Here is a 15183-nt window from a genome sequence, read left to right as displayed (position 1 = left end):
AGGGCGGGTTAGCAAAGCGTAACCCGCCGGATGATTGTTTGATACATACGGCCTTACGCCTTGCGGCTAATGCGCCCTACGCGGGTTTATTCGTCGTTATTAGGGAGTAGATGTGAAGCGTCTGGTACTAAAGCTAAAAACTCGTGGAAAAATACATTCATATCCGTAATGATTTCGCGTGCGGCATCAGGAATTCTTACGTTGTTTAGGGATTGCTCTGGAAGGTCAAAGCGAATCTCCCTAGCCTTTGGATGTACTAAGGAGTTCCGAGATGCGGCAATGTGTTCCAGGGGCTTCACCAAAGGGTCTGTGTTACTGATTGAGATCGAATCGCAAATGAGTAAGAGTAGCCGTAGTTTTGGAATGAGGCCAAGTTTCTCAAAGTGGCAGGTAAACTCTTCTTCTCCGAGCCGGACAACGCCATAAAAATTGAGGAAGCCTTCTACTGCCATGGCAGCATAGATACGTATCGAATCAGAAACGAATTTCTGACGGCTAGCAAGCTCCCAAAGCTCTGGAGGTGCATTGGGTTGTTTTAGTGCTTGCCCTAACGGAAGGGGGTGCAGAGAATTTCCTTGTTGTACTAATAATTCGAGCTCTTTTAGCTGTTGCACAGCATATTTATGAAAGCTATACGTCTCGTTATACCAGCCACCTGGAGTCCAGTGTGCTCGTATGGCAAATGGCTTTCTGTTTTTTGCGGTCATGTTTGATGTAATCAGTACCCAAACAAACAGCTAAGGAGTTGGTGTTTCAAACGGCATTATTTAACCCCTCGCTCAATACTCACCCCCACCATCCTGCAATTCCTGATCGCCTGCAGCTTGGCAACGCTGACCTTGACCCAAGGTGCTTTGAAGTCCTTGAGGATGATCTGCGCGATATGTTCGGCCAGGGTTTCCAGCAGGGAGAAATGACCCTCGCCCAGGACGGTCTGGATGTGCTGCGCGACTTTCGAGTAGTCCAGCGCGTCGTCGATGTCGTCGGTCTGGCAGGCGCGGCTGTCGGGCAGCGCGATGTCGAGGTCGATCTGCAGGGTCTGCGGCACGCGCTTCTCCCATTCGTAGACGCCGATGAGGGTTTCGACCTTGAGTTCGCGCAGGAAGATGATGTCCATCAGGTAAAGAGTTCGCTGGTTTGGTTGCTCGGGGTGATTCAAGTAGAATCCGCCGTTCACATTTTAAGGTATTTCAGATGACGAACCTGATTTTTGTAGTTGCCGCCTACCTGCTGGGCTCGATTTCGTTTGCGGTGCTGATGAGCAAGGCGTTCGGCCTGCCCGACCCGCGCAGTTACGGCTCCGGCAATCCGGGCGCGACCAACGTGCTGCGCAGCGGCAAGAAGGCGGCCGCGGTGCTGACGCTGCTGGGCGATGCGGCCAAGGGCTGGCTCGCGGTGTTCGCGGCGATGCAGTTCGCGCCGCAGGACAAACAGGGCGCGCTGCTCATCGCGCTGGTGGCGCTCGCGGTGTTTCTCGGCCACATCTTCCCGGTGTTCCTGCGCTTTCAGGGCGGCAAGGGAGTGGCGACGGCGCTGGGCGTGCTGCTGGCGCTGAATGTCTGGCTGGGATTGGGTGCGCTGGTGACCTGGCTCGCGGTGGCGATGCTGTTCCGCATCTCATCGCTCGCGGCGTTGACCGCCGCGGCCGGCGCGCCGGTCTATGCGCTGATGCTGGGCTTGCCCGACGAGTGGGTGGTCGCCTCCGGCATCATGTCGCTGCTGCTGATCTGGCGGCACAAGAACAATATCCGCAATCTGCTCGCGGGCAAGGAATCGCGCATCGGCAAGCGCTGAAAGCTGCCTTCAAAATTGCTGCGGAGGGCGCCTGCGGCGTTGCGCGGTACTCGCAATCCTCATGCACTTCTGTGTACATTCCGGTTGCTGCGCTCCGTGCGCCTTGCATCCATCCCTCCTCGCAAATTTTTAAGGCAGCTTCTGAGCTACTGCTGAGGGTAATGCAGCACCAGACGATAACCCGTCGGCCTGAGGTCGGCGGTATAGAGGTAAAGTTTGACGGAGACTTCGCGATTGGGCAGCAGCCCGGTCTGTTCGTTTTCCTGCGGCGGCAGATAATCCCTGGGTTTGAAGATACGGCGCGCGAGCGGCTTGTCCTGGGTATCGTTGAGCGTGAGTTCCAGGTTGGGGTAGGCCTGCGCGTATGACGCGCGGTTGCGCAGCAGGGCGTTCAGGGTGATCTGGTTGACATGCTCGGGATCGGCCTCGAGGTCGGAAGACTCGATGCTCATCAGGTCGGTATTCTGCGGCAGCGGCACGCTGCATCCGAGCAGCCTGCAGTAGCCGATCAACGCGGGTTTCAGGCCGGGCAGGCGCGCGGCGAGCTCGACGCGGTAGAAATACGCGGCCTGCGCGAACAGCACCAGCGACAGCAGCGATGCGGCCACCGCCCAGGGCCAGCGGCGGTATGCGGCGGGAGCGGGCTTCTCTTCTTCCACTTCATCTTGCACGATGGCGACCTGTTCGGCCAGCGTAGGCGCGGCAGCCTCCTCGGTAACAGGTGATGCCTCGGCCTCAGCTTCGACGACGGGCTGGTGGAAATCCAGCAGTTCGCTCTGCGGAATTTCCAGCGCTTCGGCTGGTGCAGCTTCTTCTTCGGTGGAGGAAATCGCGTCGATCAGGACGGTGTCTGCGGCGGGCGCGGCTTCCTCGATGGCCGCCGCGATGTCGGCGGACGGCAGGGCTTCGGCAGCAGGCAATTCCGGTTCGGCCGGCTCGTTCAGCATCGGCAGTTCGAGCTGCGGATTCGGCTGGGCGGGGATGAAGCCGGGGCGGGCATCGAAGGCCTGCAGGCAATTCCCGCAGCGCACCATGCCTTGATGCGCCTCCAGCTGCTCGGCGGCAATCTTGAAGCGGGTGTTGCAGTGCGGGCAGAGGGTCGTTCCGCTCATGTCAGCGTTTCCGTCCCGACAGGCACGCCCAGCCCTCCTCGAAAATCGGGGCGTTCAGGTCGAACCATTGCCGGTAGATGTTCATCACGTCTTGCGCCTGCTCCTCGAGGATGCCGGACAGCACGATCTGTCCGCCTTGCCGCGCCGCATTCGCCAGCAGCGGGGCGAGCATGCGCAGCGGGTTGGTCAGGATGTTCGCGACCACCAGGTCGTAGCTGCCTTGCGGCGCCTCGCCGGGCAAATAGAATTTCACGTTCTCCACGCGGTTGGCAGCGGCGTTGTCGCGGCTGGCGATCACTGCCTGCGAGTCTACATCAACGCCGACGGCGCGTGCAGCCCCCAGCTTGAGCGCGGCGATCGCGAGGATGCCCGAGCCGCAGCCGTAGTCCAGCACCGACTCGCCGCCCTTGAGGTTGTCATCCAGCCAGCGCAGGCACAGCCGCGTGGTGGGGTGGCTGCCGGTGCCGAACGCGAGGCCGGGGTCGAGCACGATGTTGACGGCGGCGGGGTCACTCGGCTCATGCCAGGTCGGCACGATCCACAGCCGCGCCGAGATGCGGATCGGCTCGAACTGCGACTGGGTGAGGCGCACCCAATCGTTGTCGGCCAGCGTTTCGATGCGGTGTTCGGGGAGGTCTTTCAGGCCGATTTTGTTTGTGGCCTCGCGCAGGATCGCCGGCACGTCGCGGTCATCGTCGAACAGGGCGCTGACGCGGTTGTGCTGCCACACGCCGGGCGGCGCCTCGCCGGGCTCGCCGAAGATCGCCTGCTCGTCCGGCGTGCCGGCATCGGCGTCCAGCAAGTCCACCGACAGCGCGCCGAGTTCCAGCAGTGCCTCGCTCAATGCTTCGGCATGTTGCGCGTCGGTGTCAACGGTGAGGGTCAGCCAGGGCATTTACTTGCCCTTGGTGCGTTCGGCGAGCCGCTCTTCCAGGTAGTGAATGCTGGTCCCGCCGCGATTGAAGGCGCTGTCCTGCAGCAGCTCGCGATGCAAGGGGATGTTGGTGTCGATGCCTTCCACCCACATCTCGGACAGGGCGGTGCGCATCCGCGCAAACGCCTGCTCGCGTGTGTCGCCGTAGGCGATGATCTTGCCGATCATCGAGTCGTAATTCGGCGGCACGAAGTAGTTGTTGTAGGCGTGCGAGTCCACGCGGATGCCGGGGCCGCCCGGCGCGTGCCAGGAGGTGATGCGTCCTGGCGAGGGGGTAAATTTATAGGGGTGCTCGGCGTTGATGCGGCACTCGACGGCGTGCCCGCGGAACTGGATGTCGCGCTGCTTGAACGACAGCTTTTCCCCGGCGGCGATGCGGATCTGCTGCTGCACGATGTCGATGCCGGTGATCATCTCGGTGACGGGGTGCTCGACCTGCACGCGGGTATTCATCTCGATGAAGAAGAACTCGCCGTTCTCGTACAGGAACTCGAAGGTGCCCGCGCCGCGGTAGCCGATCTTGCGGCAGGCTTCGGCGCAGCGCTCGCCGATCTTGTTGCGCAGGCGCTGGTTGAGCAGCGGCGCCGGGGCTTCCTCGATGACCTTCTGGTGGCGGCGCTGCATCGAGCAGTCGCGCTCGCCGAGGTAAACCGCGTTGCCGTGCTGGTCGGCCAGCACCTGGAATTCGATATGGCGCGGGTTCTCCAGGAATTTCTCCATGTACACCATGGGGTTGTTGAAGGCAGCCTGCGCCTCGGTCTTGGTCATGGTGACCGCATTGAGCAGCGCGGCCTCGGTGTGCACCACGCGCATGCCGCGTCCGCCGCCGCCGCCCGACGCCTTGATGATGACCGGGTAGCCGATGCTGCGCGCGATCTTGATTATTTCGGCGGGATTGTCCGGCAATGCGCCGTCCACGCCCGGCACACAGGGCACGCCAGCCTTCTTCATCGCACTCTTGGCGGAAACCTTGTCGCCCATCAGGCGAATGGTTTCGGCGCGCGGGCCGATGAACACGAAGCCGCATTTTTCGACGCGCTCGGAAAAATCGGCGTTCTCCGACAGGAAGCCGTAGCCGGGATGGATGGCCTGCGCATCGGTGACTTCTGCCGCGCTGATGATGGCCGGGATGTTCAGGTAGCTCTGGTTGGAAGGCGCCGGGCCGATGCATACCGATTCGTCGGCCAGCTTCACGTACTTGGCGTCGGCATCCGCCTCGGAATGCACCACGACGGTTTTGATGCCCAGTTCGCGGCAGGCGCGCTGAATACGAAGGGCGATTTCACCGCGGTTAGCGATCAATATTTTCTCGAACATTTCGATACTCCGGGCTTTTGGTCTGGCGCGCAGCCGCGCCAGAGGGCTGAATTAGCCGATGACGAACAAAGGCTGGCCGAATTCGACCGGCTGTCCATTCTCGACCAGAATGGCCTTGATGACCCCGGCCTGGTCGGCATCGATCTCGTTGAGCAGCTTCATCGCCTCGATGATGCACAGGGTGTCGCCGTTGCTCACGCTCTGACCGACGTCCACGAAGGGTTTTGAGCCGGGCGAGGCGGAACGGTAGAAGGTGCCGACCATCGGCGATTTCACCACATGGCCTTCGGGGGCAGCGGGCTTGGCGGGCTCCGCCGCCGGAGCGGCGGGTTGTGGCGCAACGGCTGCGGCTACGGGTTGCGGTGCCGGCGCATAGGTTTGTTGCGGCGCAGCGGCCACGGTGCGCGTGATGCGTACGCGTTCTTCGCCTTCGCTGATTTCCAGTTCGGCAATGCCGGAACCTTCGACCAGCTCAATCAGTGTCTTGAGCTTGCGTAAATCCATGATGCCCTCCTTAAAACTCTAGTTTTTATGGTTCAGTGCATGCTGCACTGCGTATTCATAGCCCGCCGCGCCCAGGCCGCTGATGACGCCCACGGCGATATCCGAGAAAAACGACTCCTTGCGGAACGCCTCGCGCGCGAACACGTTGGACAGGTGTACTTCGATGAACGGCAGACCCACTGCTGCCAGCGCATCGCGCAGGGCCACACTGGTATGGGTATATGCAGCAGGATTGATGACGATGAACTGCGTGCCGTCGGTGCGCGCCTGCTGCACCCGTTCCACCAGCGCCGCTTCCGAGTTGCTCTGGAAACAGAACAGGTTTGCGCCCTTCGTGCCAGCTAACTTCGTTAAAAGTTCGTTAATTTCGTCTAACGTGACGCGCCCATATACATCGGGCTCGCGGCTGCCGAGCAGGTTCAGGTTGGGTCCATGCAGCACAAGGATGTTCTTCATGTGCTCAGTTTGCCGTAAATTGGGTGGAATTGTCCAGTAGTTTGACGGAGATAATCTAAAAACCTTAGATTCCAGTGGCTTGTAGCGATTGCAGGAAGCGCGCGGCGTCCTGGTAGCCGGTCACGCGAAAATCGCCCATTTCCCTGCCCTCCTTGTCGAAGAACAGGATGGCGGGCGGGCCGTACAGGCCGAAGCGTTTGAGCAGGGCCTGGTCGGCTTCGCTGTTGGCGGTCACGTCTGCCTGCAGCAGCAGCACCGGCTTGAGTTTGGCCTGCACCGCGGCATCGGCGAAGGTGAAGCGCTCCATTTCCTTGCAGGAGATGCACCAGTCGGCGTAGAAATCCAGCATTACTGTCTGTCCGCGCGCCTGGGCGAGGCGCCGGTCGAGGTCTGCGGCATCCGTGACGCGGGAGAATTGCAGGGTGGCGGGGGCCTGTGCTTCGGCGCGGCCGAGGTTGCCGAGCGGACGCAGCAGGTCGCGCGCGCCGGACAGCGCGCCGATCAGGTAGGCCACGCCGAGCAGCAGGGCGATCAGGCCGACGCCCTTGAACAGCCTGTGCCAGCCGCTGGCGTTGTGCGGCAGGGGATCCAGCACGCGCAGGTATATCCCGCAGAAGATCAGCAGCGCCGCCCACAGCAGCATCTGCGCACCGATTGGCAGCAGCGGCTGGACGATCCAGATCGCCAGCGCCAGCAGCATCACGCCGAAGAATTTCTTGACCGACTCCATCCACGCGCCGGCCTTGGGCAGCAATACGCCCGCCGAGGCGCCGATCAGCAGCAGCGGCGCCCCCATGCCCAGCGCCAGCGCAAACAGGGCGACCCCGCCCAGCACGGCATCGTGCGTCTGGCCGATGTAGAGCAGCGCGCCGGCCAAGGGTGCTGCGACGCACGGCCCCATGATGACGGCGGACAGCGCGCCCATCGCGAATACGCCGGACAGGTGCCCGCCGTGCAGGCGGTTGCTGGTGTCGGTCAGCTTGCTCTGCAGTGCCGAAGGCAGTTGCAGCTCGTAGAAACCGAACATGGACAGTGACAGCAGCACGAACAGTGCGGAGAAGCTACCCAGCACCCAGGGTGTCTGCAGCGCGTTGGAGATCAGGTGTCCGGAAAAGCCGGCGGCGACGCCCGCGGCGGCGTAGGTGATCGCCATGCCCAGCACATAGGCCAGCGACAGGATGAAGGCGTGCATCTTGGTTATCTTGTGGCCGCGCCCGACGATGATGCCGGACAGGATGGGGATCATCGGGAACACGCAGGGGGTCAGGGCGAGCAGCAGCCCCGCGCCGAAGAAGAAGGAGACGATCAGCCAGAAACTGCCGCCCTTGAAAAGTTTGGCGATCTGGGCGTTTTCGCTGGCGGGCGCGGGCGGCAGCGGCGCGATGGCAGAGGGCGGCGGCGCTTCGGTCATCGCCGGGGCAGGGCGCGAGCCGGTCTTGGCGTCGGGCAGGTCGAGCCGGATCGCCTTCTTGATCGGCGGGTAGCACAGCCCATCTTCGCTGCACCCCATGTAGGTGGCGTTCAGGGTGATGCCGGCGGCATTGCCCGGGCGGTTCAGGGTGATCGCGGCCTGGATCGAGCGATGGAACACTTCGGTGTTGCCGAAGGAGGGGTCCTGTTTCATCTCGCCTCTCGGCAGGCTCACCGCCTGGATTTTGACCGGGCCCTCCTGAATCTCGAACTTGATCTTGTCGCGGTATAAATAGTAGCCCGGCGTTACGCTGAGGTCGGCTTGCAGGGTATGCGCGTCACGCACCGTGACCTGCAGGCCGAAAGCCTGGTCAGGTGGCAGGAAACTGGGCTGCTTGCCGCCGCCCAATCGATCCAGCAGGCCCGCATTCGCGGCGGTAACCATTAAACATGACAGCAGCACTAGTACGAAACGCATGGATCATTCCTTGAGGGCAATTTCGCGGCTCACCCAGTCCAGATAGGCGGGCAGGCCGGTTGTTATGGGGACAGCGATGATTTCGGGAAGTTCGTAGGGGTGCGCCGCGCGGATCAGTTGCTCGAGGCGCGGATAGGCGGTGCGCGTGGTCTTGATCAGTAGCGGCACCTCGGCGGAGGTCTCGATGTCGCCCTCCCAGCGATAGGTCGAGGTGCAGGGTGCGAGCTGGTTTACGCAGGCCGCCGCGCGTTCCTCGATGAGTCGCCTCGCGAGCCTTGCGGCAGTTTCCGCATCGGGCAGGTTGGTGATGACCAGCAGCATCTCGTTCATTTCGCGAAGCGCAATCCGAGTTGCAGCAATTCGTCCCACACATCGCCCTGGCGCAGCCCCTTGATGGTCTTGTCCAGCCGCGCGGCCTGCTGCAGGGCGCGTTCGATATGCGGGAATTTCAGGCGGCGCGCCGCATGCTCGATCAGGGGCTGTCTGTCCTTGCGCACCCGCAGGTCGCGCAGGGCATTGCCGAGGTTGCCGCCGCGCTGCACGGCCTGCAGCACCTTGCCCAGCGTGCGGATGTCTTCGCTGACGGCCCAGAGCACCAGCACGGTGGCGGTTCCCTCGGCGCGCAGCCCGTCGAGGATGCGCGCGAAACGTTCCGCGTTGCCGTTCAGCATGGCTTCGGAGAGCTTGAAGATGTCATAGCGCGCCACGTCCATCACCGCATCCCTGACCTGCTCGAAAGGCAGCGGCCCGGCTGGGAACAGCAGCGCAAGCTTCTGGATTTCCTGGAATGCCGCGAGCAGGTTGCCCTCGCAGCGATCGGCGAGAAATTCCAGCGTGGGCTCGTCGGCGCTCTGTTCCTGGCGCTTCAGGCGCGCGGCGATCCAGCGCGGCAGCGCCGGGCGAGGAATGTCGTCGGCCGTAACCATCACGCCGTGCCGTTCCAGCGCGTCGAACCATTGGCTCTTCTGCGCGCTCCAGTCCAGCTTGGGCAGGGTAATCAGCGTCAGTATGTCGGGGCTCGGGTTGGCGACATAGTCCTGCAAGGCCTGCCCGCCTTCGGTGCCGGGCTTGCCGGACGGGATGCGCAAGTCGATGATCTTGCGCTCGGCGAACAGCGACAGGCTCTGCGCGCTGTTCTTCAGTTCGCTCCATTTGAAATGCTGCTCGGCGATGAAGGTCTCGCGCTCGCTGTAGCCCGCCGCGCGCGCCGCCGCGCGGATGCTGTCGGCCGCCTCGACCGCCAGCAGCAGCGCGTCCCCGTACACCACATACAGCGGCTTGAGGCCGGAGGCGAGGTGGCGCGGCAGTTCTTCGGCGGCGATCGGCATGGTCTATTGCGGCTGCGGTTTGGCGCGGCTCAGGCGGCGCACGATCTGCTGGACCATGTCGGAGCGCATGCTCTGGTAGAGCATGACTTCCTCGGACTCCTTGGCGAGAATCTTGGCGTCGTCATAGGTAAAATCGCGGCGCAGGATGATTTCCTCGGCGGGGACCCAGTCGTTCCCCTTGAGGTCATAGGCGCGCAGGGAGACGCGGTAGCGCAACTGGAATTCGGTCACGCGTCCGCTGCCGCCCAGCGTCAGGATCTGCTTCTCCGGAATTTCCAGGACGATGTTGAGCACCACGTCGGCCTGCTCGGCGCTGCCCACCAGCTTTACCTTGTTGGTTTCCAGGTTGCGGCGCAGCTCGGCGATGAAGGGCGTGCCGGAGTTGGTCGCATCCAGGTACAGCGTGTCGAACGGCATCCCGGCATGGCCGCGCAGATGGAAACCGCAGGCGGTGAGCAACAAGGCAGTCAACAGCAATAAGGTGCGCATAGCCATATTCCCAAGCCGGGTGAACCGGAAAAAATTTGCAGCGGGTGGAAGGTTCCTGGTGCTGCCGCCCTACATCACAACGTTGATCAATCGGCCCGGCACGACCACGATCTTCTTCGGTGTCGCGCCCGCCAGTTGTTTTTCGACGGCAGGATGGGCAAGCGCCAGCCGTTCCAGTTCCGCCTTGTCGGCGGTTTTGGCCACCGTCAGGCTGCCGCGCAGCTTGCCGTTCACCTGGATCACGATTTCGATTTCGTCCTGCACCAGGGCGCCGGCATCGGCCTTGGGGAAAGGCTGATCCAGCAGGTCGCTGCCGGGGCGCAGTTCGGACCACAAGGCTTGGCAGAGATGTGGCACGATCGGGCTCAGCATCAGCACGATGCCTTCCAGCACTTCCTGCGTCACATGGCGCGCGACGGGGGGCTGCTCGTCGAACTTTCCCAGCGCGTTGAGCAGTTCCATGTTCGCCGCGATGGCGGTGTTGAAGGTCTTGCGCCGCCCCATGTCGTCGTCCACCTTGGCGATGGTCTGGTGCAGTTGCAGGCGCAGGGCTTTCGCGGCAACGCTCAATTCGCCGCTCCGGTAAGCCGCCACCACACCCGGTGCGACGTGATCGTGGGTGGCTTTCCACACGCGCTTGAGGAAGCGGAACGCGCCCTCCACGCCGGCGTCCGACCATTCCAGCGACTGCTCCGGCGGCGAGGCGAACATCATGAACAGGCGTGCGGTATCGGCGCCGTACTCGTCGATGATGGCCTGCGGGTCGACGCCGTTGTTCTTCGACTTGGACATCTTCTCGGTGCCGCCGATGAAGACCGGCTGGCCGTCGGCCTTGAGCGTCGCGCCGAGCGGGCGGCCGCGCTCGTCGGTTTGGACTTCCACCTCGGCCGGGTTAATCCACTGTTTTTTGCCTGCGGCATCCTCGCGGTAGAAGGTCGGCGCGATCACCATGCCCTGTGTCAGCAGGTTGGCGAAGGGCTCGTCGCCCTGCACCAGGCCTTCGTCGCGCATCAGCTTGTGGAAGAAGCGCGCATACAGCAGGTGCAGGATGGCGTGCTCGATGCCGCCGATGTACTGGTCCACCGGCAGCCAGTGCTGCGCGGCGGCCTTGTCCACCATGCCGGTGTCGCAATCCGGGCTCGCGTAGCGCGCGTAGTACCAACTCGATTCGACGAAGGTGTCCATCGTGTCGGTCTCGCGCTTCGCCGCCTTGCCGCATTTCGGGCAGGGAGTCATGTAGAAATCCTGCATCTTCGCCAGCGGCGAGCCCGCCCCGTCCGGCACCACGTTCTCGGGCAGCACCACGGGCAACTGTTCGTCAGGTACCGGCACGTCGCCGCAGGTGAAACAATGGACGATCGGGATCGGGCAGCCCCAGTAGCGCTGCCGCGAAATGCCCCAGTCGCGCAGGCGGAACTGGCTGCGCTTCTGGCCGAGGCCCCTGGTCAGCAGGTAGGCGGAAATCGCCTCGAACGCTTCCTGGAACGTCAGGCCGTTGTATTTTCCGGAACAGACCAGTGTGCCGTATTCCGTGTACGGCGACTCGACTTCCAGTTGCCCGGCAAATTCGTGGACTGCCTCGATGAGGGCTTCCGATGGCTTTGGAATATCCATCAGCGCACCGCTCAGATAGGCGAGCATCCCCATCGCGTCGAGGTCTTCCTGGTCAAGTTCACAGCCGTCCGCCTTGAACTGCGCTTCCAGCTTGTTCCACTTGCCCAGCAACTCCGGGCTGGCAATGACATGCTTGACGGGCAGGCCGTATTTCTCGGCGAATTCGAAATCGCGCTCGTCGTGCGCCGGGACCGCCATCACTGCGCCCTCGCCGTAGCCCATCAGCACATAATTGGCGATCCATACCGGCAGTTTTTCGCCGGTGACCGGGTGTTTGACGAACAGGCCGGTGTCCATGCCCCTCTTTTCCATCGTCGCCAGATCGGCTTCGGCCGTGCCGCCGCGCAGGCACGATGCGATGAAGTCGGAAAGTTCGTGTTTTTCGGACAGTTTCGCCGCGCGCTGCGCCAGCGGATGTTCCGCTGCCACTGCCACGTAAGTTACGCCCAGCAGCGTATCGGGGCGCGTGGTATAGACCCTGAGCATGCCGCCCGAGCCTATGCTCTCCATGTCGTAGGGGAAATGGATCTCGCAGCCGTGGCTCTTGCCGATCCAGTTGGCCTGCATGGTCTTGACCTGCTCCGGCCAGCCGGGCAGCTGGTCCAGCCCCTGCAGCAACTCATCGGCGTATTCGGTGATGCGGAAGAAGTACATCGGGATGTCGCGCTTCTCCACCGGCGCGCCGGAGCGCCAGCCGCAGCCGTCGATGACCTGCTCGTTGGCCAGCACGGTCTGGTCTACCGGATCCCAGTTCACCGAGGCGGTCTTCTTGTAGATAAGGCCCTTCTCGAACAGGCGCGTGAACAGCCACTGCTCCCAGCGGTAATACTCCGGCTTGCAGGTGGTCACCTCGCGCGACCAGTCGATGCCGAGCCCGAGCGACTTGAGTTGCTGCTTCATGTGCCCGATGTTGGAATAGGTCCAGGCGGCGGGCGGCACATTGTTGGCCAGCGCGGCATTTTCGGCGGGCAGGCCGAACGCATCCCAGCCCATCGGCTGCATCACGTTGTAGCCCTTCATGCGGTGGTAGCGGCTCAATACGTCGCCGATGGTGTAGTTGCGCACATGGCCCATGTGCAGCTTGCCGGAAGGGTAGGGGAACATCGACAGACAATAGTACTTGGGTTTGCCGGATTGTTCCGTAGCGCGGAACGCCTGGCGGTCCTCCCAGTGTTGTTGCGCCTGTTGCTCGATGGATGCCGGATTGTAGTTGGGGTGCATGATTTTGCGGGCCGCAGTTTGTTTTTTTGAATGCGGCATTATAGCGATATCCCCTTTGCCGTGCTCGGGTTAACCGGGTACTGAAAAAAACGGCGAACGATGTCTGAGTAAGGTGGAAGCTCAGCATTGACGCCGCCGTTGGCGCGATTCGGTGAGGATGAAAACGAGGAATCCGGAACATTTCATGATGCGCAGGCGGCAAGTGCGGTAGTGGTGCCGGGGGCTTTGTTATAAAATTGCGGCTATTCAAGAATTTTCATTTTGTTTCAGGAGAAATCACCATGTCGCGCAAACACCCCGTCATCGCAGTCACCGGATCTTCCGGAGCGGGTACTTCCACCGTCAAACGTGCCTTCGAAAATATCTTCCGCCGCGAGAAGATTTCAGCCGCCATCATCGAGGGCGACAGCCTGCATAGCCTGGACCGCATGGCGTTCCGCGCCGCCGTGGCCGAGGCCGCGAAGGCCGGCAACCATTCTTTCAGCCACTTCGGCCCGGAAGCCAACCACTTCGACAAAATCGAGGAAACGTTCAGGGTCTATGGCGAAACCGGCATGTGCCAGCGCCGCTACTATGTGCACAGCGAGGATGAGGCGGAACATCACAAAAAGCACTTCGGTCTCGCCGATCTGAAGCCCGGCCAATTCACCCCATGGGAAGGCATCGAGGCGAATTCCGATCTGCTGTTCTACGAGGGCCTGCACGGCCTGGCGACGGACGGCGACATCGATGCGGGCAAGCATGTGGATCTGGGCATCGGCGTCGTGCCGGTGGTCAATCTGGAGTGGATCCAGAAAATCCACCGCGACAAGGAAGAGCGCGGCTATTCCGCCGAAGCGACGGTGGACACCATCCTGCGCCGCATGCCGGACTACGTCAAATACGTCACCCCGCAGTTCTCGCGCACCCACATCAATTTCCAGCGCGTCGCGACGGTGGATACTTCCAACCCGTTCATCGCGCGCGACATCCCCACGCTGGATGAAAGCTTTGTGGTGATCCGCTTCAACAAATACATCATGAGCAAATTTGGCAATATAGATTTGCCCTACTATCTCAGCATGATCCACGACTCTTTCATGTCGCGCCCCAACACCCTGGTGGTGCCCGGCGGCAAGATGAGCTTCGCGATGGAAATCATCCTGACGCCGATCCTGCACGAACTGATCGAGAGCAAGAAGAAGTGAGGCCATAAATGGCCGCAACGGCGGGGAACCGGATCAATCCGGTTCCCCGTTTTCATTTGGCCGGTGCGCGGAGCTGCGTAACATCAACGCCGAACGAATCGATGGGCAAGATATGAAGATAGCGACCTGGAACGTCAATTCACTCAAGGTGCGCCTGCCGCAGGTGCTGGGCTGGCTGGCCGCCAACCCGGTCGAGGTGCTGTGCCTGCAGGAAACCAAGCAGCAGGACGGCGAGTTCCCGCAGGCCGAGCTGCAGGCGGCGGGCTACCACAGCGTATTCAGCGGGCAGAAGACCTATAACGGCGTGGCGATCCTGAGCCGTGAACCGGCCAATGAGGTGCAATGCGGCCTGCCCAACTTTCCCGACGAGCAGAAGCGCATCATCGCTGCCACGATAGGCGATGTCCGCGTGGTGAACGTCTATGTGCCGAACGGGCAGAGCGTCGATTCGGACAAGTACAACTACAAGCTCGCGTGGCTCGCCGCGCTGCACGACTGGTTGAAAGCGGAGCTGGCGCGCCACCCGAAACTGGCGCTGCTGGGCGACTACAACATCGCGCCGGAAGATTGCGATGTCTACGACCCCATCGCCTGGCAAGGCAACGTGCTGGTCAGCGAGCCGGAGCGGGAGCAGTTCCGCAAGCTGTTGGGGCTCGGCCTGCGCGATGGCTTCCGCCTCTTCGAGCAGCCCGGCCAATCCTATTCCTGGTGGGACTACCGGATGATGGCGTTCCGCCGCAACCGCGGGCTGCGCATCGACCATATCCTGGTCAGCGAGCCGCTCGCGGCGCAATGCAGAAGCTGCGTGATCGACAAGGCGCCGCGCGGGCTGGAGCGTCCTTCCGACCATACGCCGGTGGTTCTGGAGCTGGGGTGACAGGCAGGACATCCGCCCTGAATGGCGAGGGGGGTTCGTTTAGGCAGTACTACTTGTAATCGCGCAATTCCGGAAGGACATCGTCGCGGTCGCCATGCGGTTCCTGGTCGTATGCCCTGACGAACACTTCGCGCTCGTTCTGTTTCGTCGGGTAGGCAGGAATGCCCAGATTGTGGCGGACGGTGTCTTCGCAGTAGTGGATAACCTGGCGTCCGATGCTGTGCAGCAGGCCGCGATCGAGGTGGAGCCCTTCTTCGGCAAGCCTGTTTTCCAGTTCATCGAGCGTATGGTCGCGCAGGTTGTAGGAAATGCGCAGCGCGTTCGTGTTATCGCCGGGTTCGACCTTGCAGCCGGGCAGGCCGGACAGGAAGCGGGAGGCGCGCTCGGCCTGTCCGGGCGGTTCCGCACTGAAAACGATCTCGCGCTGTCTGTCCAGTTCGGATGGTTCCGTCATGCCGGCCT

The 15183-nt window shown here is 62.2% G+C and carries 16 protein-coding genes; 3 read left to right on the top strand and 13 right to left on the bottom strand.

Going from position 1 to position 15183, the window contains the following annotated elements:
* Positions 1-86 precede the first annotated feature (86 nt).
* On the bottom strand, positions 87-707 hold the full coding sequence (locus ACRRNM_RS07065) for a hypothetical protein (RefSeq protein WP_435627528.1): 621 nt from the start codon (positions 705-707) through the stop codon (positions 87-89).
* Positions 708-763: 56 nt separating this feature from the next.
* The gene (folB, locus tag ACRRNM_RS07060) at positions 764-1117 is read right to left on the bottom strand and encodes a dihydroneopterin aldolase (protein ID WP_435627527.1); all 354 of its coding nucleotides are present in this window, start codon (positions 1115-1117) and stop codon (positions 764-766) included.
* Positions 1118-1194: 77 nt separating this feature from the next.
* Here folB and plsY point away from each other — a divergent pair, with 77 nt between their 5' ends.
* The gene (gene plsY, locus ACRRNM_RS07055; RefSeq protein ID WP_435627526.1) at positions 1195-1794 is read left to right on the top strand and encodes a glycerol-3-phosphate 1-O-acyltransferase PlsY; all 600 of its coding nucleotides are present in this window, start codon (positions 1195-1197) and stop codon (positions 1792-1794) included.
* Between the two features lie 146 nt (positions 1795-1940).
* Here the strand turns inward: plsY and ACRRNM_RS07050 are convergent, their stop codons facing one another.
* The 10 genes from ACRRNM_RS07050 to leuS all read right to left on the bottom strand — a co-directional run bounded on the left by ACRRNM_RS07050 (position 1941) and on the right by leuS (position 12657).
* Positions 1941-2906, bottom strand: coding sequence for a zinc-ribbon and DUF3426 domain-containing protein (locus ACRRNM_RS07050; protein WP_435627525.1), 966 nt, complete (start codon positions 2904-2906; stop codon positions 1941-1943).
* Position 2907: 1 nt separating this feature from the next.
* Entirely contained in the window at positions 2908-3801 is an 894-nt protein-coding gene (gene prmA, locus ACRRNM_RS07045) for a 50S ribosomal protein L11 methyltransferase (protein ID WP_435627524.1), read from the bottom strand.
* Positions 3802-5157 carry an acetyl-CoA carboxylase biotin carboxylase subunit gene (accC, locus tag ACRRNM_RS07040; protein ID WP_435627523.1) on the bottom strand — a complete coding sequence of 452 codons (1356 nt, stop codon included), beginning with the start codon at positions 5155-5157 and terminating at the stop codon, positions 3802-3804. It abuts the gene before it with no gap.
* A 51-nt stretch (positions 5158-5208) separates the two neighbouring features.
* Positions 5209-5661, bottom strand: coding sequence for an acetyl-CoA carboxylase biotin carboxyl carrier protein (accB, locus tag ACRRNM_RS07035; RefSeq protein ID WP_435627522.1), 453 nt, complete (start codon positions 5659-5661; stop codon positions 5209-5211).
* A gap of 18 nt (positions 5662-5679) precedes the next feature.
* Positions 5680-6117 (bottom strand): type II 3-dehydroquinate dehydratase, encoded by a 438-nt coding sequence (aroQ, locus tag ACRRNM_RS07030; RefSeq protein WP_435627521.1) that lies wholly within the window; start codon positions 6115-6117, stop codon positions 5680-5682.
* Positions 6118-6181: 64 nt separating this feature from the next.
* A complete protein-coding gene (dsbD, locus tag ACRRNM_RS07025) occupies positions 6182-8005 on the bottom strand; it encodes a protein-disulfide reductase DsbD (RefSeq protein WP_435627520.1) in 1824 nt (607 codons plus the stop codon).
* 3 nt (positions 8006-8008) lie between these two features.
* The gene (gene cutA / locus ACRRNM_RS07020; RefSeq protein ID WP_435627519.1) at positions 8009-8335 is read right to left on the bottom strand and encodes a divalent-cation tolerance protein CutA; all 327 of its coding nucleotides are present in this window, start codon (positions 8333-8335) and stop codon (positions 8009-8011) included.
* Entirely contained in the window at positions 8332-9333 is a 1002-nt protein-coding gene (gene holA, locus ACRRNM_RS07015) for a DNA polymerase III subunit delta (protein WP_435627518.1), read from the bottom strand. The genes cutA and holA overlap by 4 nt, the downstream gene beginning before the upstream one ends.
* 3 nt (positions 9334-9336) lie before the next feature.
* Positions 9337-9822, bottom strand: a complete 486-nt coding sequence (gene lptE / locus ACRRNM_RS07010) for an LPS assembly lipoprotein LptE (RefSeq protein WP_435627517.1) — start codon at positions 9820-9822, stop codon at positions 9337-9339.
* Between the two features lie 69 nt (positions 9823-9891).
* Complete coding sequence (leuS, locus tag ACRRNM_RS07005; RefSeq protein WP_435628650.1) at positions 9892-12657, bottom strand: leucine--tRNA ligase; 2766 nt, start codon at positions 12655-12657, stop codon at positions 9892-9894.
* Positions 12658-12938: 281 nt separating this feature from the next.
* Here leuS and ACRRNM_RS07000 point away from each other — a divergent pair, with 281 nt between their 5' ends.
* Both ACRRNM_RS07000 and xth read left to right on the top strand, forming a co-directional pair.
* Positions 12939-13844 (top strand): phosphoribulokinase, encoded by a 906-nt coding sequence (locus ACRRNM_RS07000; protein WP_435627516.1) that lies wholly within the window; start codon positions 12939-12941, stop codon positions 13842-13844.
* Positions 13845-13956: 112 nt separating this feature from the next.
* Positions 13957-14721 (top strand): exodeoxyribonuclease III, encoded by a 765-nt coding sequence (xth, locus tag ACRRNM_RS06995; protein ID WP_435627515.1) that lies wholly within the window; start codon positions 13957-13959, stop codon positions 14719-14721.
* A 49-nt stretch (positions 14722-14770) separates the two neighbouring features.
* Here the strand turns inward: xth and ACRRNM_RS06990 are convergent, their stop codons facing one another.
* Positions 14771-15175, bottom strand: coding sequence for a hypothetical protein (locus tag ACRRNM_RS06990; protein ID WP_435627514.1), 405 nt, complete (start codon positions 15173-15175; stop codon positions 14771-14773).
* Positions 15176-15183 lie beyond the last annotated feature (8 nt).

It is taken from the genome of Ferrigenium straubiae, from assembly GCF_051257895.1.
GTDB lineage: Bacteria > Pseudomonadota > Gammaproteobacteria > Burkholderiales > Gallionellaceae > Gallionella > Gallionella straubiae.
Note: the sequence above shows the minus strand (reverse complement) of the source record. Positions and strands in the feature narration are given on the sequence as shown.

What these genes read in the sequence shown, in the direction of transcription:
- ACRRNM_RS07065 (WP_435627528.1), bottom strand. Translation starts at nt 707, where the DNA reads ATGACCGCAAAAAACAGAAAGCCATTTGCCATACGAGCACACTGGACT.
- folB (WP_435627527.1), bottom strand. Translation starts at nt 1,117, where the DNA reads ATGGACATCATCTTCCTGCGCGAACTCAAGGTCGAAACCCTCATCGGC.
- plsY (WP_435627526.1), top strand. Translation starts at nt 1,195, where the DNA reads ATGACGAACCTGATTTTTGTAGTTGCCGCCTACCTGCTGGGCTCGATT.
- ACRRNM_RS07050 (WP_435627525.1), bottom strand. Translation starts at nt 2,906, where the DNA reads ATGAGCGGAACGACCCTCTGCCCGCACTGCAACACCCGCTTCAAGATT.
- prmA (WP_435627524.1), bottom strand. Translation starts at nt 3,801, where the DNA reads ATGCCCTGGCTGACCCTCACCGTTGACACCGACGCGCAACATGCCGAA.
- accC (WP_435627523.1), bottom strand. Translation starts at nt 5,157, where the DNA reads ATGTTCGAGAAAATATTGATCGCTAACCGCGGTGAAATCGCCCTTCGT.
- accB (WP_435627522.1), bottom strand. Translation starts at nt 5,661, where the DNA reads ATGGATTTACGCAAGCTCAAGACACTGATTGAGCTGGTCGAAGGTTCC.
- aroQ (WP_435627521.1), bottom strand. Translation starts at nt 6,117, where the DNA reads ATGAAGAACATCCTTGTGCTGCATGGACCCAACCTGAACCTGCTCGGC.
- dsbD (WP_435627520.1), bottom strand. Translation starts at nt 8,005, where the DNA reads ATGCGTTTCGTACTAGTGCTGCTGTCATGTTTAATGGTTACCGCCGCG.
- cutA (WP_435627519.1), bottom strand. Translation starts at nt 8,335, where the DNA reads ATGAACGAGATGCTGCTGGTCATCACCAACCTGCCCGATGCGGAAACT.
- holA (WP_435627518.1), bottom strand. Translation starts at nt 9,333, where the DNA reads ATGCCGATCGCCGCCGAAGAACTGCCGCGCCACCTCGCCTCCGGCCTC.
- lptE (WP_435627517.1), bottom strand. Translation starts at nt 9,822, where the DNA reads ATGCGCACCTTATTGCTGTTGACTGCCTTGTTGCTCACCGCCTGCGGT.
- leuS (WP_435628650.1), bottom strand. Translation starts at nt 12,657, where the DNA reads ATGCACCCCAACTACAATCCGGCATCCATCGAGCAACAGGCGCAACAA.
- ACRRNM_RS07000 (WP_435627516.1), top strand. Translation starts at nt 12,939, where the DNA reads ATGTCGCGCAAACACCCCGTCATCGCAGTCACCGGATCTTCCGGAGCG.
- xth (WP_435627515.1), top strand. Translation starts at nt 13,957, where the DNA reads ATGAAGATAGCGACCTGGAACGTCAATTCACTCAAGGTGCGCCTGCCG.
- ACRRNM_RS06990 (WP_435627514.1), bottom strand. Translation starts at nt 15,175, where the DNA reads ATGACGGAACCATCCGAACTGGACAGACAGCGCGAGATCGTTTTCAGT.